At 67.7% G+C, this 21,676-nt stretch carries 19 protein-coding genes; 11 read left to right on the top strand and 8 right to left on the bottom strand.

Annotated features, from left to right (window positions below; translation table 11 throughout):
* Positions 1 to 93 precede the first annotated feature (93 nt).
* Positions 94 to 891 carry an enoyl-CoA hydratase/isomerase family protein gene (locus L1080_RS37105; RefSeq protein ID WP_250777294.1) on the top strand — a complete coding sequence of 266 codons (798 nt, stop codon included), beginning with the start codon at positions 94 to 96 and terminating at the stop codon, positions 889 to 891.
* Between the two features lie 74 nt (positions 892 to 965).
* On the opposite strand, the gene L1080_RS37100 is transcribed toward L1080_RS37105, so the two are convergent.
* Positions 966 to 1,754: a 2-keto-4-pentenoate hydratase gene (locus L1080_RS37100; RefSeq protein WP_250777293.1), complete on the bottom strand. Its 789-nt coding sequence runs from the start codon at positions 1,752 to 1,754 to the stop codon at positions 966 to 968.
* A gap of 10 nt (positions 1,755 to 1,764) precedes the next feature.
* On the bottom strand, positions 1,765 to 2,523 hold the full coding sequence (locus L1080_RS37095) for a hypothetical protein (protein WP_250777292.1): 759 nt from the start codon (positions 2,521 to 2,523) through the stop codon (positions 1,765 to 1,767).
* A 189-nt stretch (positions 2,524 to 2,712) separates the two neighbouring features.
* Here L1080_RS37095 and L1080_RS37090 point away from each other — a divergent pair, with 189 nt between their 5' ends.
* The 6 genes from L1080_RS37090 to L1080_RS37065 are packed head-to-tail and all read left to right on the top strand — an operon-like array spanning position 2,713 to position 9,117.
* Positions 2,713 to 4,149 (top strand): aldehyde dehydrogenase, encoded by a 1,437-nt coding sequence (locus L1080_RS37090; protein ID WP_250777291.1) that lies wholly within the window; start codon positions 2,713 to 2,715, stop codon positions 4,147 to 4,149.
* Between the two features lie 38 nt (positions 4,150 to 4,187).
* Positions 4,188 to 4,604 carry a RidA family protein gene (locus L1080_RS37085; RefSeq protein WP_250777290.1) on the top strand — a complete coding sequence of 139 codons (417 nt, stop codon included), beginning with the start codon at positions 4,188 to 4,190 and terminating at the stop codon, positions 4,602 to 4,604.
* Between the two features lie 5 nt (positions 4,605 to 4,609).
* Entirely contained in the window at positions 4,610 to 6,175 is a 1,566-nt protein-coding gene (locus L1080_RS37080; protein WP_250777289.1) for an amidohydrolase, read from the top strand.
* A gap of 13 nt (positions 6,176 to 6,188) precedes the next feature.
* Positions 6,189 to 6,710 carry a 3-hydroxyanthranilate 3,4-dioxygenase gene (locus L1080_RS37075; protein ID WP_250777288.1) on the top strand — a complete coding sequence of 174 codons (522 nt, stop codon included), beginning with the start codon at positions 6,189 to 6,191 and terminating at the stop codon, positions 6,708 to 6,710.
* Positions 6,707 to 8,107, top strand: coding sequence for a class I adenylate-forming enzyme family protein (locus L1080_RS37070; protein WP_250777287.1), 1,401 nt, complete (start codon positions 6,707 to 6,709; stop codon positions 8,105 to 8,107). The genes L1080_RS37075 and L1080_RS37070 overlap by 4 nt, the downstream gene beginning before the upstream one ends.
* Positions 8,104 to 9,117 carry an amidohydrolase family protein gene (locus tag L1080_RS37065; RefSeq protein WP_250777286.1) on the top strand — a complete coding sequence of 338 codons (1,014 nt, stop codon included), beginning with the start codon at positions 8,104 to 8,106 and terminating at the stop codon, positions 9,115 to 9,117. The genes L1080_RS37070 and L1080_RS37065 overlap by 4 nt, the downstream gene beginning before the upstream one ends.
* On the opposite strand, the gene L1080_RS37060 is transcribed toward L1080_RS37065, so the two are convergent.
* From L1080_RS37060 to L1080_RS37045, 4 genes are read right to left on the bottom strand one after another with little or no spacing between them, the layout of a single operon-like run.
* Entirely contained in the window at positions 9,077 to 9,898 is an 822-nt protein-coding gene (locus L1080_RS37060) for an IclR family transcriptional regulator (protein ID WP_250777285.1), read from the bottom strand. The genes L1080_RS37065 and L1080_RS37060 overlap by 41 nt on opposite strands.
* A 28-nt stretch (positions 9,899 to 9,926) precedes the next feature.
* Positions 9,927 to 11,345 (bottom strand): MFS transporter, encoded by a 1,419-nt coding sequence (locus L1080_RS37055; RefSeq protein WP_250777284.1) that lies wholly within the window; start codon positions 11,343 to 11,345, stop codon positions 9,927 to 9,929.
* Entirely contained in the window at positions 11,342 to 12,322 is a 981-nt protein-coding gene (locus tag L1080_RS37050) for an NADPH:quinone oxidoreductase family protein (protein WP_250777283.1), read from the bottom strand. The genes L1080_RS37055 and L1080_RS37050 overlap by 4 nt, the downstream gene beginning before the upstream one ends.
* Positions 12,319 to 13,524: a CaiB/BaiF CoA transferase family protein gene (locus tag L1080_RS37045; RefSeq protein ID WP_250777282.1), complete on the bottom strand. Its 1,206-nt coding sequence runs from the start codon at positions 13,522 to 13,524 to the stop codon at positions 12,319 to 12,321. The genes L1080_RS37050 and L1080_RS37045 overlap by 4 nt, the downstream gene beginning before the upstream one ends.
* A gap of 130 nt (positions 13,525 to 13,654) precedes the next feature.
* Between L1080_RS37045 and L1080_RS37040 the strand changes: the two genes are divergently transcribed.
* Both L1080_RS37040 and L1080_RS37035 read left to right on the top strand, forming a co-directional pair.
* On the top strand, positions 13,655 to 14,536 hold the full coding sequence (locus L1080_RS37040; RefSeq protein ID WP_250777281.1) for an alpha/beta fold hydrolase: 882 nt from the start codon (positions 13,655 to 13,657) through the stop codon (positions 14,534 to 14,536).
* A gap of 25 nt (positions 14,537 to 14,561) precedes the next feature.
* Entirely contained in the window at positions 14,562 to 15,431 is an 870-nt protein-coding gene (locus tag L1080_RS37035) for an alpha/beta hydrolase (RefSeq protein WP_250777280.1), read from the top strand.
* Positions 15,432 to 15,975: 544 nt separating this feature from the next.
* Here the strand turns inward: L1080_RS37035 and L1080_RS37030 are convergent.
* A complete protein-coding gene (locus L1080_RS37030) occupies positions 15,976 to 16,344 on the bottom strand; it encodes a hypothetical protein (protein ID WP_250777279.1) in 369 nt (122 codons plus the stop codon).
* 46 nt (positions 16,345 to 16,390) lie between these two features.
* Positions 16,391 to 17,050 (bottom strand): DUF6308 family protein, encoded by a 660-nt coding sequence (locus L1080_RS37025; protein WP_250777278.1) that lies wholly within the window; start codon positions 17,048 to 17,050, stop codon positions 16,391 to 16,393.
* A 110-nt stretch (positions 17,051 to 17,160) separates the two neighbouring features.
* Here L1080_RS37025 and L1080_RS37020 point away from each other — a divergent pair, with 110 nt between their 5' ends.
* Entirely contained in the window at positions 17,161 to 18,003 is an 843-nt protein-coding gene (locus L1080_RS37020) for a DUF6615 family protein (protein WP_374436153.1), read from the top strand.
* 856 nt (positions 18,004 to 18,859) lie between these two features.
* Positions 18,860 to 21,607: a hypothetical protein gene (locus L1080_RS37015; protein WP_250777277.1), complete on the top strand. Its 2,748-nt coding sequence runs from the start codon at positions 18,860 to 18,862 to the stop codon at positions 21,605 to 21,607.
* Positions 21,608 to 21,676: the final 69 nt, after the last annotated feature.

The following is a 21,676-nucleotide window of genomic DNA, read 5'->3' as shown; positions in this document are numbered from 1 at the left end:
TCACCATCTGCGCCGGGGATCACTCCAGCGTCCGTTCCCATCCTGCGGCAACGTGTACTGGGGCGCAGCGTGATTCGCGTCGATGCTGAGCACATGACAACATTCACGCACGCGAACCTGCCCACGATCGACGGTCTGACGGTGACGGTGGACAACGGCGTCGCGGTCCTTGCGTTCGACCGGCCGCACCGGCGCAACGCGCTGCACCGGCCGCTCCTCGACGGGCTGGCGCAGCTTGTGGACGCCGCCACCGCCGACGACGACGTCCGTGTCCTGCTGCTCACCGGCCGTGGCGGCGCATTCTGCGCCGGAGGCGACCTCGACGCGCTGAAGGATATGGAAGGCGAATCGGCCGATTCCGCCCGCGCCCGGATGCGGCGCGAGTTCTCGACGTCGACGCGGCTGGTGCAGTCGCCGAAACCGACGATCGCCGCGATCGGCGGCGCGGCCGTCGGGGCGGGTGCCGCGCTCGCCCTCGCTTGTGATGTCCGGATCGGCTCGCCGTCCGCGTTCTTCGCGGCACCGTTCGTGTCAATGGCGCTGGTGCCGGACTTCGGGGCGTCGTGGCTGCTGGCGGAGGCCGCCGGCGCGGCGCGGGCGAAGGAGATCGCGATGACCGGCCGCCGCGTCGGTGCCGAGGAGGCACTGCGGATCGGACTGCTGCACCACGTGGCGGACGATCCGGACGCGAGGGCGTGGGAGATGGCCGTCGCCCTCGCTGCGGCGCCGGTCGACGCCGTCCGCGGGACGAAGGCACTGGTGGCGGGAAGCGTCACCCGTACGCTCGAGGACCAGATCGAGTGCGAGATCGACGCGCAGGTGCGGGCGGTGGCGTCGCCGTCGTTCGCCGCGCACCGGGCCGCGTGGGCGCGGACCGTCCGGCGGGACTGACCGTCCGGCGGACGGGGCACCGGGGGCGGGGCGGGCGGATGCACACCTCGCCCCCGGTCACCGCGGGAGGCGGGTCAGTCGGCGTGCGCCCCGAGGGCGAGGGTGCCCAGCGATGTGAAGGACGCCGTGACGTGCCCATACTCTCGGATCGGCACCGCGTCCGTCATGCCGCCGGTGAAGACCAGCCAACCCGGCTGAATCGCAACACCTCTGGCGGCGAGAGAATTCGCCGCCAACGCCAGCGACTCTGCGGGATGGCCCTGCACCGCGGCACCGGTCGCCGTGTGCACCACCTGCCCGTCGACCTCGAGCACACACGCCTCCAGTGCCAAGTCGAGATCCTGCGGCGACAGCGCGATGCTGCCGGTGACGACGAAGCCGGACGATGCGTTGTCGGCGACGACGTCGGGGAGGGTGAACCGGAAGTCGCGGTAGCGGCTGTCGATCACCTCGAGGCCCGCCTGGACGCTGTGCACCGCGGCGAGCGCCCGGCCCGCCGTGACACCGGGACCACGCAGCTCCTCCCCCATCACGAAGACGATCTCCGGCTCCACACGCGGATGGATGAGGCGCCCCAACGGCACCTGATCCCCGGTCGGCAGCACCATGGCGTCGGTGAGCCACGCGGTCAGCGGCGTGTCGACTCCCATGCGGAACTGCTTGGCCCGCGAGGTCAGCCCCAGCTTCACTCCCGTGATGTGCTCGCCGCGCATCAACCGACGGGCGAGCGTCTCGTCCTGCACTTCATAGGCGGTTTCCAGGGTGAAGTCCGCCCATGAGTCGCTGAGCGGGTCGATATCCTGACGACGGTTTTCCGCATCCAGCAGCACGTGCACCGCCGACGCAATTGTCCAGGTGGTCATGAGTAACTCCTCAGCTCTCCGGTGACAGGTGGGCGGTCAACGCCCCGATTCGGGCGAACGTCGCGGTGACCGTGACCGCGGCGGCAACGGGCAGGGCCGGAGCGAGGGATCCGACCACCAGAACGCTTCCCGGCCGTAGCTCCTCACCCGAGGCGGCGAGGCGATCGAGCAGGGAGATAGTGGCGTTCACCCACCCGGCTGCGGACGCCACCGCCCCCGTCGCCTGCAGCGCACCTGCCGCGTGCACGGTGTATCCGAGCACTCCCAGGTCGAGATCGCCCAGGGCCACGGACCGCGCCGACACCGCCACCGCGTGCGCGCCGAGGTTGTCGGACACCTCGTCGATCACCGAATCACTGCCGTACCGGTCCACGCGCACCACCAGAGCGCCGCGCACCTGAGTCAGCACACCCTGGACGTCCGCGGCTCCAGTGTGGGGGCCGCGCAGCGTCCGCCCCACCACCAGCGCGACCGCCGGCTCCACCGTCACCGTACCGGCGGCCGGGACGGGAACGGCGCCGCTGGCCACCAGGCGCCCGGGGTTCAGCCGGCCGGTCACCCACTCCCCGTCGCCGCACGAGCGGACGACGAGATGGCCGCCCACCCCCGTGCCGCCGCCGCTGTCGGGCTGCGGGGCCAGGCGCAGGCGTTGAATCTCGTAGGCAGTGGCCAGATCCACGCCGACTCGCTCACTCGGCCGGGGAAACGGCTGCGCCGCATCCTCGGCGGCGCGCAGCTCCCGGACGAGCTGCAGGGCATTCGTACTCACATCATCCTCCTTGTCGGGTCACCTCCGAGACTGCGGCAACCGCAATACGCACCGCGACAACCGGTTTCCACTCACCGGGACAGCGGGCGTGACGCGGCCGCGTTCCCATCAGCCGGAAAGGGCTCGTTGGCCGTCCACGACCCGTTGACGAGAGTGGACGCCGACACAATTCCGTCCAGAGGAGTAACAGTGGAGTCGTTCGGACACGTCATCGACGGCGAAGAGGTCCCGTCCCTCGACGGGGTCACATTCGAGTCGATCGACCCTTGGGAACGCGCCCCATGGGCAACCGTCGCACTCGGATCGGCCCCAGACGCTCACCGGGCCGTCGACGCGGCCCGGCGTGCGTTCGACGAGGGACCCTGGCCCCGCCTCGGGCACGTCGAGCGGGGACGGATCCTGCACCGGCTCGCCGACCTGATCGAGGAGCGCGGCGACGAACTCGCCCTCGCCGATACCACCGACATGGGCAAACCGATCGCCGAGACCCGCGGGCACGACGTCCCGCGATCCGCGCAGAACTTCCGGTTCTTCGCCGACCACGCACGGCTCACGCCGGCGGAGATGTTCCCGATGCCCACCGGACACCACGCCTACACCCAGTACGACCCGGCCGGGGTGGTCGCCGCGATCGCCCCGTGGAACTTTCCGCTCATGATGGAAACGTGGAAGGTTGCGCCCGCATTGGCGTGGGGGAACACGGTGGTGCTCAAGCCCGCCGAACAGTCTCCGGTGTCCGCCACCATCCTGGCGCGGCTCGCGCTCGAGGCCGGGGTGCCGCCCGGCGTCCTGAACGTGGTGCACGGCTACGGCCCCCGCTCGGTCGGCGAAGCCCTGACCGCGTCGCCGCTCGTCGACCGCATCACCTTTACCGGCGAATCCGGCACCGGCCGCGCCATCTCCCGCGCCGCCGCCCAGAACCTGACACCGGTCAGCCTCGAACTCGGCGGGAAGGGCGCGAATATCGTGTTCGCGGACGCCGACCTCACTCAGGCCGTCGACTGGTCGATCAAGGCTATCTACACCAACAGCGGTCAGGTGTGCCTGGCGGGCAGCCGGCTGTACGTGCAGGAGAGCATCCTCGACGAGTTCCTTGCCAGGTTCACCGCCGCGGCCGCCGCGCTCCGCGCCGGCGACCCCAAGCACCCCGACACCCAGATCGGGCCGCTGTCGTCCCGGGAACACTTCGACAAGGTCGTCGGCTACCTCGACATCGCCGAGCAGGAGGGCGGTCAGTTACTCACCAGCGGCTCCCCCGATGGCTGGAGCGTCCCGCCGACCGTCGTCGTCGGCGCCCCTCAACACGCCCGCGTCACGCAGGAGGAAATCTTCGGGCCCGTCGTCGTCGTCCTCCCCTTTACCGACGAGAGGGAAGCGGTGGACCTCGCCAACGACACCCCGTACGGCCTCAACGCGATGATGTTCACCCGCGACCTGTCGCGGGCGCACCGCGTCTCCCGCGCCCTGCGAGTGGGTACCGTCTGGACGAACTGCTTCTTCGTCCGGGACCTGCGCGCCCCGTTCGGCGGCGCCAAGAATTCCGGAGTCGGCCGCGAAGGGGGAAGCTACAGCCGGGAGTTCTTCACGGAGCCGAAAGCCGTCGTCATGGAGATCGACGAACACTGACGGCAACGACCGCACGTCGACAGAAACGAGGAGTACCTATGAGCACCATTCGATCCGTCACAACCACCGATGCACCCATCGTCGGATTCTCCGCCGGGACTGCGGCGCCGCTGTCACAGGCGATCGTCCACAACGGCACCATCTACTGTTCGGGAACGGGACCGTTGGATCCGGAGTCCCGGACGATCGTCTCCGACGAGTTCGAGGCGCAGGTCCGTCAGACGCTGACCAACCTGATCGCTGTCGTGGAGGCCGCAGGCGGGCGGAAGGACACCATCCTCAAGTGCACCTGCTACGTGCGCGACCGGGAGAGCTTCCCCGCCTTCAATGGCGTCTACCGCGAATTCTTCGGAAGCAACCCGCACTTCCCGGCCCGCACCACCATTATCGCGACCCCGCACCGCACCGGTGTACAGGTGGAGGTCGAGTGCATCGCCGCGGTCGCCGGGGACTGATGACCATGGCGGCACAACCCCTCCTCCTCGTCGGCGCGGCTGTCGTCGGCGGACTTCCCGGTGCCGACGCGCTGGGCGTTGTCGACGGTCGGATCGTCGCGGTCGGTGCGGAAGCCGACGTCCGGCGGCAGCTTCCGAGCGGTGCCCGCACCGTCCACGTGCCCGGCGGGGTGATCGCCCCGGGACTGATCGACTCCCACTGCCACTTCGAGGACGCCTCGATGGAGGCCTACACCGTCGCCTTGGCGAACGCCGGCACCGTCGACGACGCGCTGCACGCGATCGCGGAATTCGCCCGCGGACGCCCGGAGCACGAGTGGATTCGCGGCCAGGTGTGGAATCCGCTTCTGCAGCTGCGGGAGCGGCGCGCGCCGACCAGGGCGGAGCTCGACGCCGCCGCGGGGGGACGGCCGGTGCTGCTGCCCGAAGCGCACGGCGCGACGGCGAGCACGGCGGCACTGCACGCTGCCGGTCTCGACCCACGCGGGCATGACGGCCGATTCGACCGCGCGGGCCTCGACTTCCTCCTCACCATTGTCCCCGAGTGGGGCGACGAGGAACGCTCCGATCAGCTGCTCACCGCCATGCGCTCCCTGAACCGGCACGGCATCACTTCCGTCGTGTCGGGCGCGACCACCCCGCGCGACCTGGGCCTGCTGCGGACGTTGGCCGACGGCGGGCTGTCCACCGTGCGGGTGGCAGCGATGGTGATGCCCTCCGGCGCGCTGAATCCCGATGTCCCGGAGGACGAGTGGTCGCGGCTGCTGAAAGACGTACCTACCGAACGGGACAGGTGGCTGTCGGTGCGCGGCGTCAAACTGCAGGTCGACGGCGGCATGACCCTCGGTAGCGCCTACACGCGCACCGACTACCCGTCACGCCCCGGGTACCGCGGCGTGTGCGTCACGCACCCCGAGACGCTGCGGTCCCGGATCGAGGCCGCGCACGCCCAGGGGCTCCCCGTCGGTGTGCACGTCGTCGGCGACGCCGCCATCGACCTGGCGCTGGATATGTTGGGCGGCGGCGACACCGGACGGGCACCCGACGTACTCATCCACGCCAGCCTCATGACACCCGACCAGATCACCCGCGCCGCCGACACCGGGGTGGTCGTCGCCGCGCAGGTGCCGTTCCTGTGGCGCAACACCCCCACCATTCGAGGTCATTTCGGCGCCGAGACAACCAGCCGGGCGGTGCCGTTCCGCGACTGGATCGACGCGCTCGGCATCCGCCGTGTCAGCGCAGGTACCGATCATCCGGTCAACGACCTCGACCCCTTCACGAACATGTATGCGATGAGCGAACGTCGCGACGAGGCGGGCGCCGACATCGGAACGGCCCAACGCGTCACGCGGGCCGAGGCGTTCGCGCTGTACACCGAATCCGGTGCGGCGCACACCGGCGAGAGCGCCCACACGGGCCGCCTCGCCGAGGGCATGCTCGCCGACGCGGTCGTGCTCGACCGTGATCCGCTCACGTGTTCCCCGGAGGACCTGCGCGACACCACCGTCCACCTCACCGTCGTCGACGGTGCGGTAGTCCACGACGATCGCGCACAAATCGCCCAGTAACACAGGAGAAATGATGCACCCCAGTCAGATGCCCATCGTCGACCTCGAGAACGCCGCCAAAGAACTGCAGGACTCGGGCCGGCGGGTCGCGGTGCTGTGGCAGGAGAGCGAATCACTCGCCTTCGTCGCTCGTGGCCGCGAATACCGCAGCGAGTTCCACCTCAATCCCAGCGACGAGGTCATGTACATGATCCGCGGCACGATGAACCTGCACTACCGCAAACCCGAAGGTGGCTCGAGCATCGCCGTGATCCCCGAAGGGGCCTGCATCTTCACCCCGACCGGGATCGCGCACTCGCCCCGCTTCGCACCGGACTCGTTCGTCCTGGTCATTGAACGGCTCCGCCGCGACGGCGAACTGGACCGGTTCCGCTGGTTCTGCCCGTCCTGCGACGAGTTCCTCCACGAGGAGGCGGTGCACGTCGACGACTACCGGACCGACCCCGTCGCGGGCGCCTACGAACGGTTCTACGGGAACGTGGAGGCGCGCACCTGCTCGGCGTGCGGCACCGTGATGCCGGACGAGCGCCTGTGACGCCGGCACCGCCGGTCGGGTTCGGCCGGCTGGTCCTCGACACCCTGGACCGCACCCCCGACCTGACGGCGCTGCGGCAGGGCGATCTCACGCTCACCTACGCGCAGGCGTACGAGCACGTGATCTCGGTGGCGGCGCGGCTGAGCGAACTAGGACTTCGCCCCGGCGAAACGCTGCTGCAGATCCGCGGGAACGATTGGTGGCAGTGGGTTCTCGCCGCGGCGTGCGCCGTGGCCGGGGTGCGGTCATGCTCGATCCCCCCGTCACTGCCCGCCGGCGAACTGTCGCGGCGCGTCACCGAAGTGGCGCCCTCCCTCGTCGTTACCGACGGCCCGTGGGTGGTGCCGGGGGCCCGGGTGGTGTCGCTCGCCGACGTCCTGCAGCCCACCACGGCGCTCGCACCGTACGAGGCCGACGCCCACCGCATCGTCCGGCTGGCGTTGACCTCCGGCACTGGCGGGACACCGAAGGGTGTCGACCTCAGCGGCGCCGCCATGGCCGCGGTCGCGGAAGCGTGCGCGGACGCGATTCCTTGGCCTGCGCGGCCGACCGTCGTCTGCGCGGAGGCCGTCTCGGGCGGGTTCGGGAACATGGTGCTGCCCACGCTGATGCACGGCGGAACCGTAGTGCTGCCAGGGCCGGACGACACGCTGCCCGGCGTCCTCGACGCGTACCCGGGCGCGGTGCTGCTGGCCATGCCACCCACGCTGCGTGCTCTCCTCGCCGACCCCGAACCGCCTGCGGCGCCACCGACGCTCGTTGTGTACAGCGGTGACGTCCTCACCCACGACGAGATCGATCGTGTCCACCGCTGGGCCGGGCCCGTGCTCTGCGGCGTCTACGGCCAGGTCGAAGTGCCGAAGACCATCGCGATCAGCCTCCCCGAGGACCATCTGCTCCCGCACCGCGCCGGCGCACTCGGGCGCCCGTTCCCCGGCACCGACTGGCGCATCGTCGACCTCGACGGCAACGACGTGCTCGCCGGGCAGCCCGGCGAACTGTGGGTGCGGTCGGCGACGGTGATGTCCGGCTACGCCTTCCCCGACACCGTCCGCTCGCCGTTCGCCGGCGACTGGCTGCGGACCGGCGACATCTGCCACGTCGTCGACGGGTACGCCATCCACGACGGACGCATCGAGGACGTCCTCGCCCACCGGCCGGCGGTTATATGTCCCGGTCCCCTCGAACAACGCCTGCACACCGCATCCGTCGCCCTGCTGCCCGGACACGCGGACGGCGCCGTCGTCGCGGTGACCACCTCCGCCGCGGACACCGATTCGATCCGCGGACCGCTCGCGGCATCCGGGCTCACCCTGGAGCGGCTCGTCGAGGTCGACGACATCCCGCGCACGTGGATGGGCCGCATCGACCGCCGTCACCTGCGGAGCCTCATATGAACCAACGCGTCGTCGACGTCCACGCCCATGCGCTGCCTCTCGGACTACTCGACTTCCTCGCCGATGAAGGCGTCGCCGACCTGTCCGCCCTCGACGACGGGATCGTGCGGATCGCGTCCTCGGTGTCGGGCGTCGCGGATGGCGCGCCGATCCCGTTGCCACGTGCGCAGTTCGACGTCATCCAACGCCTGACCGACATGGACGCGATGGGCGTCTCCCACCAGCTGGTGTCCCTGCCCCCGTTCGTGACCAGCGCCGACGCCGACGACGAGGACCTCGCGCTACGCATCGCTGACCACGGCAACCACGCACTGGCCGAGCTGATCGCGCACGCCCCCACCCGCCTCGCCGCGCTGGGCCTCGTGCCTCTCGGCACCGCGCGGGCCGTTGACGTCGCCCGCCGCTGCCTCGACGAACTAGGCTGCGCCGGTGTCGCGATCGGTTCCCGTGGGCTGGGCCGGGAAACCGACGACACCGTCCACGAGGACCTGTGGGCCCTGCTCTCCGAGCGGCAGGTGCCGGTGTTCCTGCACCCGAACAGCGTTCCCGGCGGCGCGCGTCTGCACGACTACTGGCTGCCGCAGCTCGCAGGGTTCCCGATGGATACTGCGGTCGCGGTGTCGCGGCTCGTCCTCGGCGGGGTACTCGAACGCCATCCGATGCGGATCGCGCTCGCCCACGGCGGCGGCTGCGTCCCGTCGCTGACCGGACGCCTCGACCTCGGCTGGACCCGCAAGGCGGTGGCCCGGACGACACCCCACCCGCCCAGCACTTACCTACGCCGCCTCTACTACGACTCGGCGACGTTCTCACCGGCGCTGCTGCGGGCGCTCGTCGCCGACGTCGGCGCCGACCACGTCGTGGTGGGCACCGACTACCCGTTCGACCTGGCCGACCTCGACCCCGTCGCCGGCGTCCTCGCCGCAGGCCTTGGGCCGCAGGCCACGGCCACAGTCCTCGCCGGCACGGTCACGGACTGGTTGGGGACCGCCTACCCGTTGGCATGGTGACCTCGGAGTCGTAAGCCCGCGCGAGTTCCCGCGAGATCGACATCGCCGCCATCTTCAGGGCGGGCTCCACCGTCGCAAGCTTCTTCGCGCCGGTGTGCAAGACGACGGACAGGGCCGCGGCGAGGGTGCGGTCGCCGTCGAAGATCGGCGCGGCGATCGACATGGTGCCGAGGGACAGTTCCTCCACACACCGGGCTATGCCGGTAACCCGCACGGTCTGCAGCGTCCGCATCAACAGTCCCGGCATGACGACGGTGTGTGGGGTGTATCGCTTCAGCCCGGCGGTGAGTACCTGTTCCTGAAAGTCGCGCGAGGCGTGACTGAGCAGCATCTTGCCAACGCCGGTGGCGTGCAACGGGGATCGGCCGCCCACGTGCGTCACCACATTCACGGAGCGGCGACCCCACACCCGTTCCAGGTAGAGCACCTCACCACCGTCGAGGACGGCGAGGTGCACGTTCTCGCCGGTGGCCTCGTACAGGTCCTGCATGTAGGGCAGGGAGATGTCGCGGAGGGTACGCGGCTGTGGGCACAGTGAACCCAGCTCCCAGATGCGCAGCCCGATCCGGTAGACACCTTCCGCGTCCTTCTTCAGCGCGCCCAGTTCTACCAGCTCCATCGCGATCCGGTGGACGGTGGAGACCGGAAGCCCGGTGACGTCGCGGAGGTCGACCAGCCGCAGCGCCGGCTGCTCCGGGGTGAACGCGTTGAGCAACGCGAATACTCGGCTCGACACCGACCGGGATGTCAGGGACGTGGGTGCCGCAGCGGGTTCAGACATGGAAATCTCCTCGAGTGGTGCCCGGGCGTCAGTCCGCGCGCGAACCGGTGACGGTCCGGGGAGGCGCAGCCCAGCGTATCGCCGCCACCCGCCTGCGGGCGAGGACCGCATCCGCGACCACCGCCACCGCGACGAGGACGGCGACGACAGTCATCGCCAGGGTGAAGGTGGTGAGATCCGCGGCCGCCGACGGGTCCGACGGGGCGCAGGCCCCGACGAGACCCACCGCAAGAATCGCCCCCGTGTACCGGGCCGACTGGAAAAGCCCCCCGACCAGACCGGTGAGCCCTGCCGGTGCCCGTTCGTACATCTGGTGCTGCATTACGAGATTTCCCAGCCCGTACGGGACTCCGAGTAGGACGCCGGCCAGCACGACGACGAGCCGCGGGGTGGACGCGTCGAATGCGAGCAGGACGGCGACCCCGAACAGGAGCAGCAGCGCGCTTACGCAGGCGAGCTGCTCGGGAGAGGACACCCGCAACGCCCGCGCACCGGCCACCGTTGCAACGACGCTCGTCGCCGCGATCGGTAGCACCAGCAGCCCCGCCTCGGCTGCGTCCAGGCCGAGGGTGCCCTGGAACCACTGGGGCAGGCCGTAGAACGCGCTGTAATAGGTCAGGTTGAACAGCACGAAGATCGCCAGCACCGGGACCAGACCGCGCTGCGACCACAGCGCTGACACGTCGACGAACGGTGCGCGGCACCGCGTCTCCCACACCACGAACACCGTGAGCGTGACGGCCGCGACCGCCACGCTCACGGTGTCGGCCCGGGGCAGGGTGAGCATGACACGCAGCAGGGCGAGCATCCCGGCCGCGAAGAACAACACCCCGATCACGTCGACCCCCGCAGCGGGCACCGCATCGGCGCGGGGGTCGCGTGCCCGGCCGGGCAGCAGCCGCGCCGCGACGAGCAGCGCGCCCACGGTGAGCGGCAGGTTCACCCAGAAGATCCCCGGCCACCCCGCCCAGTCGGTGAGCAGGCCACCCAGCACCGGGCCGACCGCGCCGGCGGTGGTGTTGACGACGGCGATTCGGCCGAGCTGTCCGCTTCCGCCGCGGGCGCGGACCAGGACGAGCGCGCACGAGAACGACGTGGAGACACCCACCGCGAGCAGGCACCGGCACACCACCAGCGCCCACACGTCCGTGACGAACGGCGCGGCGGCGGACGCCGCCGACGCGAGCAGCATCCCGCCGACGAACAGGGACCGCGGACCCGTCACGTCGGCGACCCGTCCCATCACCGGCTGCGCAACGCACGCCACGAGGTAGAAGGACGTCACCATCCACGTCACCTCACCGAGCGACGCGTCCAGATCCTGCTGTACCGGATACAGTGCGACCGCCACCATCGACGAGTTCAGCGGCGCGAGCAGCGTCCCGACCATCAACACCGCCAGCGCGACGGCGTCGCGGCGGCCCCCGAACCCGGCCGTGCCGGTCATTGCCCCACCGTCAAGACGATTTTCCCGGTCGCGGCGCCGCCTGCCAGCGCCGCGTAGGCGCCCGCCCCCTCTTCGAGAGGCCGCACGTCATGCACGTGCGGTCGCAGCTTCCCCGCGGAGCTCCACCGAAAGATCGTTGTGAGGTTCTGCTCGTGCCGGCGCCGGTCGCGGCGCACGAACTCCCCGAAGAACACCCCGACCAGCGAGGCACCCTTGACGAGGGGAAGATTGAGTTTCACGGTGGGAATCTCGCCGGAGGCGAAACCGACCACGAGCAGCCGACCACCCCAGCCCAGCGCCCGGACCGCCGAGCCCGTCAGCGCCCCACCCACCGGGTCGAACACCACGTCGGCGCCGTGGCCGTCGGTAAGATCCTTGATCCGCTGCTTGGCGTCGCCGCTGTAGTCGAACACGGCCGAAGCTCCGCGTCCCGCCGCGGACCGGGCACGCTCCGCGGTGGACGCCCCGGCGAGGACCCGGGCACCCAGCAGGTCCGCGACATCGACCGCGGCAGAGCCCACCCCGCCGGCGGCGCCGAGGACGACGACCGTCTCCCCGGGGCGGACACCCGCCCGTTGCACCAACGCGTGGAACGCCGTCGCATACGTCACCAGCACCGTCGCCGCGTCGAGCGACGACACGTCGGCGGGAATCACGGTCACCCGGTCGGCGCGCGCCGTCACGAATTCGCGTGCGCAGCCATACTCCTCGTTCCCGGCGACGCGATCCCCGACAGCCGGCGAGGACACCCCCGATCCGACCGCGACCACCGTCCCCGCGTACTCGCTGCCCGGCGAGAACGGCGGCTCCGGGCGCACGACGTGACTGCCCGACACCACCAGCGTGTCGTGGAAGTTCAGCCCCACATGGCTGACGGCCACCACCACCTCCCCTGCGCCGGGTGCCGACGGGTCCGGAAGATCCGCGACCTCCAGGACGTCCGGCCCGCCGAGTCGGGGAGCGATCAGTGCCTTCACGAGTCCACCTTCGCCGTCTGCGGTTCCGCGACGGCACCGGAGGCGAACAACGCATCGATGCGGTCCTCGGCGAGCCCCACCTCGCGCAGCACCTCCCGGGTGTGGCCGCCGAGCTCCGCGGGTTGACGCGTCACCGACGGCCGCGCGCCGTTATAGCGGACGGGATGCCGCAGAACCCGGGCGTGGGTGTCGCCGACCGGCATCCGGGCGACCAGGTCTTCGGCGACGACCTGCGGGTCGGTGAGCACGTCGTCGTAGTCGGCGACCCGCTCGAACCAGAACCCGGCCGGCGCGAGGCGCTGCTCGACCTCCTGATACGTCAACGCCCCCAGCACGCCGACGAGCAGTTCGGTGTACTCCTGCCGCCGGGACCGGCGCGCGGCCGCGTCGAACGCCTCGAGCTCGTCCGAACCCAGCGCAGCACCGAGGCCGTCCATCGCTCCGCTGATCGCGAGGGCGACGCTGGCCCCGTCGGCGAGCCGGTAGATGCCGTAGGGTGCGTCGATCGACCAGCACGCCAACGCATCGTGCCGGTCGAGGTCCTCCCGCCGACGCCCACCCGAGTGGTACAACGCGAACGACTCCGCCTGCAAATCCAGGCCCGCAGCGAGCAGACTTGCCTCCACCCGGGTGCCCTCGCCGGTGGTGAGCCGACGCGCGTACGCGGCGAGCACACCCATCGCCAGCAGCGCCGCACCGTGGTGGTCGACCACGGGCGTGCCGGCGGCGTGCGGATCGCCCGGGGTCCCTGTCGCCGACGCGAGGCCGGTGCGGGCCTGCACGAGCAGGTCCACCCCCGGCCGGTTGGCCATCGGTCCGCGCGAACCCCACCCCGTCGCCGACGCATAGATGATGCGCGAGTTGATCTTCCGCACCGCCTCGTAGCCGAGCCCCAGCCGCTCCAACGCTCCGCCACGATAGTTCTCCAGCAGGACGTCCGCCGACGCGACCAGCGGCTCCAGTGCCGTCGCGGCATCGGGATGCTTCAGGTCGATCGCCACGGACCGTTTGTTCCGGTTGACCGACAGGAACGTCACGCTGCGCCCGTCTAGGTGGATGCCGCCGCTGCCCTCGCGGCGTTCCCACGCACCGGACAACGGTTCGACGGTAATCACGTCGGCGCCGAGATCCGCCAGATACTGCGTCGCCGCCGGCCCCTGGACGAAATGGGTAAAACTCAGCACCCGCATCTGCTCGATCATCGCGCTCCTATATCTCGAAGTCTGGTGCGGGCGACGCTATGCGGCACCCGAGCCGACCACGTACGCACTATTTCCGTTGAGTGGGAAGGTAACCGTCACCGCCGCGCGCCGAGTCGGGCAGAGTCGACCCATGAACACACCGTTGGATCCGCCATCAGGACGCCTCAGGCGCAGCCGCGTCAACGGCCACGTCATCGCGCACCGCGAGACCGGGACCGGTCCTGCTGTCCTCCTCCTGCACGGGTGGCCACAGACCGGCGCCGCCTGGCGGACGGTGGTGCCGCTACTGAAAGACCATGCCACCGTGGTGGTTCCGGACCTCCCCGGATTCGGCGCCAGCTCGCGACCGCATACCGGCTACGACAAGATGACCGTCGCCGCCACCGTGCACGAGCTGATGCACACCCTCGGGCACGACAAATACCACGCCGTCGGACACGACGTCGGCGGGCAGGCGCTGCTGCCGCTCGCACGGATCGCCCCCGACGCTATCCAGTCTGTAGTGTTCGTCGAAGCCGGCGTCCCCGGCCTCGGGAACAGCCTGGCCTCCGGCAACCCGTTCACTGGTGGCTCCTGGCACTTCGGCTTCAACATGCTGCCGGACCTCCCCGAGGCCCTGCTCACGGGCAGAGAGGACGTCTACCTGCGCTGGATCTTCCACCGCGACTCCATCGGCGTCGTCGTGGCCGATGCTGTCGACGACGCCTTCCAGGAGTATGTGACGGCGTTCCGGGCGCCCGGCGGCGTCCGCGGCGCGATGGAGCACTACCGCGCACTGCCCACCGACATCGAGGACAACCGGCGCATCGCCACCGAAGGACGCTCTGGGGCACCGGCTCTCGTCGTAGGGGCCCGGCAGGGCGTCGGACTCGGCTGGCTCGACAGCGTCGAGGATTCGTTCGCCACCGTTACCTCGGCGTGGATCGAGGAATGCGGACACTACGTACCCGAGGAACGCCCCGCCGAACTCGCCGACCTACTTCGCGCGCACTGGACCCGCGCCGAAACATAACCCCTCCCACCACCGAAAGACCGCCATGACCGCAGAACACCGACCCGACGCATTGGCCGTCCTCGTACACGGCGCCTGGCACTCCTCGCTGCACTGGGCCGCGACCCAACGGCACCTCGCCGGGCACGGCGTCGCGACAGTCGCAGTCGATCTCCCCGGCCACGGCCTGGACGCGCCGCACCCCTCCGGCTACCTCTCCCCCGGCCAACCAGGACTGACAACCGAGAAGTCCGCGCTCGCGGGGCTGACGATGCAGGACGCCGCCGCCACAATCACCGATACACTCGTCCGCGTCCGCCGCTTCCACAGCCGGGTGCTGCTCGTCGCGCACAGCGCTGGCGGCGGACCGGCATCCCTCGCATCCGAACAGCACCCCGAACTGGTCGACCACCTCGTCTACCTGTCCGCGTTCGTCCCTGCCGCCCGCCCACGCTTCTTCGACTACATCAACTCCGACGCCAACAATGGCGCCGTCACCATCCCACCCATCGGCGACCCCGCCGAACTCGGCGCCATCCGCATCAACCCACTCTCCCCCGACCCCGACCACGTCGCGACCATCCAACATTCGTTCCTCAACGACCTACCTGCTGAGACCTCTGACAGTTGGCGGAGATTCCTCCACCCAGACCTCCCGCTGGCGATCCTCGCCGAACCGGTGCCCCTCACGCCCCTCCGCTGGGGCCGCATCCCCCGCACCTACATCCGACTCACCGACGACCAGGCCCTCCCGCTCGGCGCCCAGGACCTCATGATCACCGAAGCCGATGCCGCCACCCCCGACTCCCGCTTCGATGTGCGGACCATGGTCGGTGGACATTCCCCCTTCGCCACCCGACCACGCGAACTCGCCGACCTACTGGCTTCCGTCGCATCTGTCGCGGCGAGCACCTGACCGCCCGGTCGAGGGCCACGCGAGTACAGGTCGACGCAGCCGGGTCTGTCACGCGATCGGTGTAAGAGGGCTTGTCCTCGAGGATCACTTCGCCCAAAACGTAAACCGCCGTCTCAGCCCGAGCAACTTCTGCACTCGGACATGAGCCCAATTTGTTTCCGCGGACGACCGCACCACCGGACTGCAAGGCCTCTGCGCCTAATGTGACATCCGAGGGGGACTCAGGTAATCGGTTGAGCTGAGGCAAGCCGGCACGCCGAGCTTTGCGTGGCGGGAAGGCGTAATCATGACCGACACACTCGATCCTGCCATCACCCCAGCTCACAACCCACACCACCCACCCACACAAGCACGGCCCGCACCCCACGCGTTCGGGTACGGGCCGTGCAGGGCTGTGTTCGGGTGACTACCCCCGCCCGGCTTCCAACAGCGCCGGATCCACCCGGGGCCGATCCTCCCGGCCCTCCACATACACCCAGCCGTGCGGACCATCAATGCACCCCCAACAACAAACCCCGCACCGCACGCGACGCACCGGCAAAGCTCAGTCCGGGGTGAAAAACAGGTCCATCCCGATCACAAACCACGCCACCAGCGCGGCGATCGGCATAAACGCCAACACAAACGGAACCGTGAACTGCCGAACAGAACGCCACGGAACCGTCACCAACCCGAACACCACAACCAACAGAGCCGGCCCCGCCCAGCTCACCCAATAGCCGAGCGGCGGCAGATCCGACCCGAACGAGGTGAACGACCCGTGCGGATACACCCGGGGTCGCGGAACATCGAAGTAGTGCTGCCGCAAGATCACGGTCGGCACATAGCAAAGAAACCCCACCAGCAGACCCGCAATAATGCCCAGCGAAATCCGCAGCCCCTTTCCCGATCCCGCGAGTGGCGCCTCGTCCATACCGTCCATCGTCGAACCCGCCGATGAGGATTCACCCTGGGACGTGTCATCTTCCCAGGTCAGAGCGCTCGCCCAGGCCGCGGTTTTTGCCGTCCATCCACGCAATGACATCGAAGACGCGCAGGGCGGAGATCTTTTCGGGGAGGCCGGCCTCCTTCCGGATCGACAGCAACCGGCGGTGCAACGCTCCGTCGTCGGCGCGGAGCGCATCCCGGACCGGGTTCAGATGTGCTCGCTCGGTGCCCAGGACCTGGCTGACGACGGAGTCCCAGATCGGGTACAGCCGGGGGCGTTTGCGGGCAATCAGCTTCGTCGCCTTCGTCTGGCCGATCCCCGGCAGCGCCCACAGGGCCGTTTCCAGGTCCCAGGCGGGCCACCCCGGGGCCAGCGGGTCCGGTTCGTCGACCAGGTCCCGATCCGGGCCTATCGCCGTCAGAAGGGCGTTCAGCGCCTCCGCCTGGGTGTGCAGGATCGCCCGCGCCGTCCTCGGGGGGACCTGCACCGACAGGAACGTCACCGCGACCAGATCGTCCGCGGTGAACCGATCCGCCTCCCCCGCCCGGTCCCCGGTGCTGGACCAGGAGTCGAAATGCGCCCCGACGTAGGCGCCGTCGCCCAGGTACGGGCGGCCGTAATACTTCGTCAGCGCCGCGACCGCCGCAGTATCCGAGTCCGTCACGAGGGTCGTCGGCAGCCGCAATGTCATACCCCGCACCCTCTCACCCCTCAGGCGCCGCCGACCGGAAACCGAACCGGGGTGACGGGGCGGGGGCGGTCGCTACGCGCCGCAGCACCTGGATGAGCCGCTGCTAATCGATCACGGAGCACAACCTGTTTCAGCTGCACCTCAGCCACAGCGATCTTTATGTCCACAAGTTCACCCAGTACGAGGAAAAGCGGTCCGGGGCCGACTGGGAGTGGTGGATCGGCGCACGCGAGGAAGGATGGCTTTGCCTGAAAATCCAGGCGAAACGGGTACACGGGACCGTTTATCGGGAGTTGGATCATCCCGGACGGGAAGACGGAGACTTCCAGTACAACACGCTGATCAACAGCTGTGATTCGTCGAAGACCGAGTATCCGTTCCACGTGTTCTCCAACGGCTGGCCCGATGCCAGCTTGCGAACCGAAGCCGACCGCGCGATCAACAAGAGCATCAGACTGCACGACCTCGCCCAGATCGCGGCGTCCGATCGAGAAGTCTGGGGTTGCTCTGTCACCTCCACGTACATTGTTAAACGGCTTCACACCTCGTCGAACCGAAAGAAGCGTTCGTACGTTCCGCGCTACCTGGAGGCCTCGGTTCCGTGGTCGGAGCTGTTCGTCCCAATCCACAGAAGCCATGTTGGCGATGTTGCCTCGACTCACGAACTCCTCACATCTATAAGGCTGAGACTCGAGGCTCATTCTCGAATGGCGACTGATAAGGGCGCTGTCGCGCAGTACCGAGATACCCCAGCGCAACTACTCGACGTGTTCGTAGACCGTGAGAAGAGCCTGCACCGCGATCTACCCGACTACATTCACGCAGCCATGAATCCGCCTGCAGCCCAGGATCTCGTGTGGTCACAGCGGTTCAGTGAACAGGTTCCGAGGATGGCCATTGTCGCGAACCTCGGCCCAGAACCTCTATGGGTCCACCTAGAGAGGACGTCATAGGCGGTTCCGCCCGCTTCGTCGGGCCTTGCCACCGGCATCCTGCGTGGTCGCGTCCCCCATTTCGATCCCGACTCGGGCGCGGTACCTGCACGGGCGGAGGTCGGTCAGGGCGCGGCGAAATTCGGTCGTCTCGGTCAGATGTGTGCGGGTCTGCCCCACCGATCTCCGCGCACTGAGCCAGTTGCGTCGATCGCTCGGCCAGTGAAACCACGCGAAAAAGATCTGCGGCACACTCGCTGCCTCTCCCTGTCAGGACGCAGCAGAACCTTCATGGTCGTGGACCTCGCACTAGTCGAGCAGTCGAGCGAGATAGCTCCACGCCGCTAGCCGTTCCATCCCTTCCTGCTCGCTCAGCCTGGCGGCCAACGACACGCCTGTTCATACGACACGCCTGGGTTTCGTACTGGAGGATGGCTGACGTTCTTCCACCTGTTCGCCGGTACGTGGCCATCGTCTTCGTTCTCATCCAGCAGCTATTTCCTCGGGAAATCGACCCAAGTATCTGTTACATCCGGTTCGTCTGGTATCTATCATCCGGGGGATCTAGAGCAAACGATCAGCTGCTCACGTCCTTCATCTTGCATCCCCTGGATTCGAAGGACTTATCGATGGACAAGTACTCCACAGACGACGGCCAGCAACCATCAGGCACGCACCGGCGGCCGGCACCATCGGCTGATTGGAATTCCCATCCCGCCCGTGGACCACGGCTTCGATGCGGAAATCGACAGCGGTGGATCGTAGCTACCCAAGCACAGACGGCGGAGGAAAATTCCTCGGGACCATCGACGTCGCGGCAGTTGTCTTCCGCGCTTCTGCCAGTCCGCCGTGCAAACACCGAATCTGTGGGGACCCGATGACCTCTGGAGGAGGAACCGTAGCGGCCTTCGGCCTCAAGTACCAGTACATGGCAACGGTAGAACAGTTCCTGCTCTACCTGCGCGATCACCCGGAAATGATCGCCAGAACGACGCTAATCGTCGAGCCACTTGCCATCACCGTCGATGGCACCGAGGACGACATCGTCGATTTTGCCATCGAGACTGATGACGAAGTTGCCCGCAACTATCAGGTCAAATCCTCCCTCGATCCTGCGACCAATCCACTGCAACCAGCGAGCGCGAGAGGAATCCTGCAACGGCTTATCACACATCGCGCAGACAATCACATCGTCTTCACGAACAAACCCCTCTCTCCCCAACTCGCTAAAGAAGTACTACCCAAGGACCAGCACGGCGATATCACCACGTATACCTGGCCAGATGGCCCAGCCGGGACCAGTGAGCCACCTCTGATCGTTGTCGATTCCCGGTCTCCTGGTCAGGTGCGGGACTCGATTGCGGGCTTGATTCGAGAGTTCCGGAAGGACCGTGCGCTCAGCCAGGGCCAGGTGTCCGCGTCTTTGTTGGTGTCGATCGTGCTGGACCACATCTTCGAGGCCGCAGCGGGCAACGACCCGAACCGGATCACTGCACTCGATGCGCTAGAGGTACTTGCTATGCCAGATGGACGCATTGCCCACGTTGCCGGTGGGTTCGATTGGGGGCTACCAATAGCTGGCATTCCGAATTACATCTCGACCATCCCGCGCTTGTCGTACCTCGACCGGATCCGCAGCCAATTCCCGGACGACGGTATCGCCACCCCGCGTCGAATTGTACTGACTGGGCATACGGGCACGGGTAAGTCAGTCATTGCTTCGGACTACTGCCACCTCGACTCGGTCGCATACGAGTTCATTTGCTGGATCGATTGCCGTGATGTCTCTTTCATCGAATCGCAGGTCACGGACCTCATTCAGCAGCTCACTCAGGGAACCCTCTCACCGAGCGAAGCTGCTGGACCGGTATTTACCGGGCTACTTGGACGACACCGTGGTCCTTGGCTACTCGTGTTCGACGGCATCCAGAACCGAGCTGACATCGAGACGTACGTACCCTCACGCGGTCGGGGCTTGGTGCTTCTGACTACCAACAACAGCTTGAACTGGTGGCCTTCGGCGGAAATAGTTGCAGTCGGGGAGTTCACCAAGGCCGAAGCAGTTGATTGCTTCGCGTCTTACGCCGGAGTTCGTCCCGAGGATGATCCTTCGGTAATGGACGCGGTAGTCGATATTGTGTCACTTCTGGGATGTGTTCCGATTGCGGTGAGCATGGCTGGTGTCTATTTCAAGAATACCGAGGGGACTTTGGCGGAACTTGCTCCACAGTACTTCTCTGATCTTGCTGCGCTCGACGACAGCTACTCGATTCCGCCTGGCTTCCACCGCACGGCATTCAAGGCAGTACAACACGCGGTGCGAAGTCTCACCAGGGGTGGCCCGACCGACCATGGACGCTCAGCAGCTGCCGTTTTGTATGTCGGCTCGCTCCTGGCGCCAGAGCTGTTGCCGTTGAACATGATGCTGCCTGCGACTGCCGAAGTAATGCGCGTCGATCCCGCGTCCCCGCCAAAGCCGGCCGCGGTAGAGCCTGCGCTAAGGCGTGGAGTCATAACCGCCCTCCGAAGTCAATCGATCGCACGGCGGGTTCTGAACGACGAGCATGGTACGAGTGCGCCCACCAGCGAAACCATTGCGGTGCATCCGTTGGTTCACGACATTCTCCAACGCTCATACCTCGAGGACCTTCCGCCGGGCCAGCTTCAGGCTCAGGCTGGAGTTCTCATGTGTTTCCTGTACGGGTGGATCGGCCAGCTACGCGGCGACGGTGAGTTCTTCGCAACCGAGCAGTTGCGACTCCATGCAGAGGCACTACTCGAACTTGTCGACGAGCGAGAACCCCTATCGTCCTTCTCGGAGCAGCACGCACGCAGCTACACCTACACCAAAGCCCTACTTCAGGCCGAGCTCAGCGCCTGCCATGCAAGTCGCAGGCGTTTCGATCGCGCCCTCGAACTGGGCAAATCCGCAAGCGCTGCCCTCGCACAGTATGGATCTGAAAGTGCCGCTCGTGGTGTCACCATTTTGGTGCTGAGCAACATGATCACGGACCTCTCATTTGCCGAGGCGCCGAGCGAGCTGCTCACTGCGTTTTCAGCCGCCATACTTCCTGCGATTTTCGGCGGAGAACGAGATGAACAGTCGAGCATCCGCAATGCCGCGTATGTGGCGGCCGGTGACATGTTCAACATGCTTAATCGAACTGTGGAGTACCAACAGTCGACAGACCTTCGACGAATTCGATCTCAGCTCAAAGATGTCGTGGACCGCGACCCCGATCACGCATCACGCGCCGCCACAACGAACGTCCGGATCAACGAACTCTACGAAACCGGTCAGTTCCAGGAGATCCTCCTGCGTCTTCCTGAATGGCGTGGTATCGATAGCTCCCCAGACGCCAACATCGGGATGGACGCACTCGAGATCGTTGCTCAGCTCCACACGGGATCAGTCGACGAGGCACTTAGGATGAGCGCAGCACTGGTCGGCATCTCCCCGTACGGCGGATACCTCAGCCACTCACTCCTCGAGGCGTTGAAGAAGGTCGGCAAAGAGCTTGAACTACTGTCCCGCACCGCCCGGGCGGACGACCGACGCGTCGTAGAAGCGTTCGACGCCGTCCACGCCCGCTTCGACGAGCTCACCGCGACCTTCGACGAATAGATACGAAAGCGGCGCCACCGTCACCAATCGGGTCTGCCTCCGGAGCAGCACGTACGAGAACGCGCCTGG

Origin of the sequence: Rhodococcus sp. MSC1_016, assembly GCF_023667485.2 — a bacterium.
GTDB lineage: Bacteria > Actinomycetota > Actinomycetes > Mycobacteriales > Mycobacteriaceae > Rhodococcus_F > Rhodococcus_F oxybenzonivorans.
This window is presented reverse-complemented; position numbering and strand designations above follow the sequence as displayed.

Excerpts from the sequence above, each read along its gene's own strand:
- L1080_RS37075 (WP_250777288.1), top strand. The coding sequence starts at position 6,189 with ATGCACCCCAGTCAGATGCCCATCGTCGACCTCGAGAACGCCGCCAAA.
- L1080_RS37065 (WP_250777286.1), top strand. The coding sequence starts at position 8,104 with ATGAACCAACGCGTCGTCGACGTCCACGCCCATGCGCTGCCTCTCGGA.
- L1080_RS37105 (WP_250777294.1), top strand. The coding sequence starts at position 94 with ATGACAACATTCACGCACGCGAACCTGCCCACGATCGACGGTCTGACG.
- L1080_RS37030 (WP_250777279.1), bottom strand. The coding sequence starts at position 16,344 with ATGGACGAGGCGCCACTCGCGGGATCGGGAAAGGGGCTGCGGATTTCG.
- L1080_RS37085 (WP_250777290.1), top strand. The coding sequence starts at position 4,188 with ATGAGCACCATTCGATCCGTCACAACCACCGATGCACCCATCGTCGGA.
- L1080_RS37080 (WP_250777289.1), top strand. The coding sequence starts at position 4,610 with ATGGCGGCACAACCCCTCCTCCTCGTCGGCGCGGCTGTCGTCGGCGGA.
- L1080_RS37055 (WP_250777284.1), bottom strand. The coding sequence starts at position 11,345 with ATGACCGGCACGGCCGGGTTCGGGGGCCGCCGCGACGCCGTCGCGCTG.
- L1080_RS37035 (WP_250777280.1), top strand. The coding sequence starts at position 14,562 with ATGACCGCAGAACACCGACCCGACGCATTGGCCGTCCTCGTACACGGC.
- L1080_RS37100 (WP_250777293.1), bottom strand. The coding sequence starts at position 1,754 with ATGACCACCTGGACAATTGCGTCGGCGGTGCACGTGCTGCTGGATGCG.
- L1080_RS37045 (WP_250777282.1), bottom strand. The coding sequence starts at position 13,524 with ATGATCGAGCAGATGCGGGTGCTGAGTTTTACCCATTTCGTCCAGGGG.
- L1080_RS37040 (WP_250777281.1), top strand. The coding sequence starts at position 13,655 with ATGAACACACCGTTGGATCCGCCATCAGGACGCCTCAGGCGCAGCCGC.
- L1080_RS37060 (WP_250777285.1), bottom strand. The coding sequence starts at position 9,898 with ATGTCTGAACCCGCTGCGGCACCCACGTCCCTGACATCCCGGTCGGTG.
- L1080_RS37015 (WP_250777277.1), top strand. The coding sequence starts at position 18,860 with ATGACCTCTGGAGGAGGAACCGTAGCGGCCTTCGGCCTCAAGTACCAG.
- L1080_RS37025 (WP_250777278.1), bottom strand. The coding sequence starts at position 17,050 with ATGACATTGCGGCTGCCGACGACCCTCGTGACGGACTCGGATACTGCG.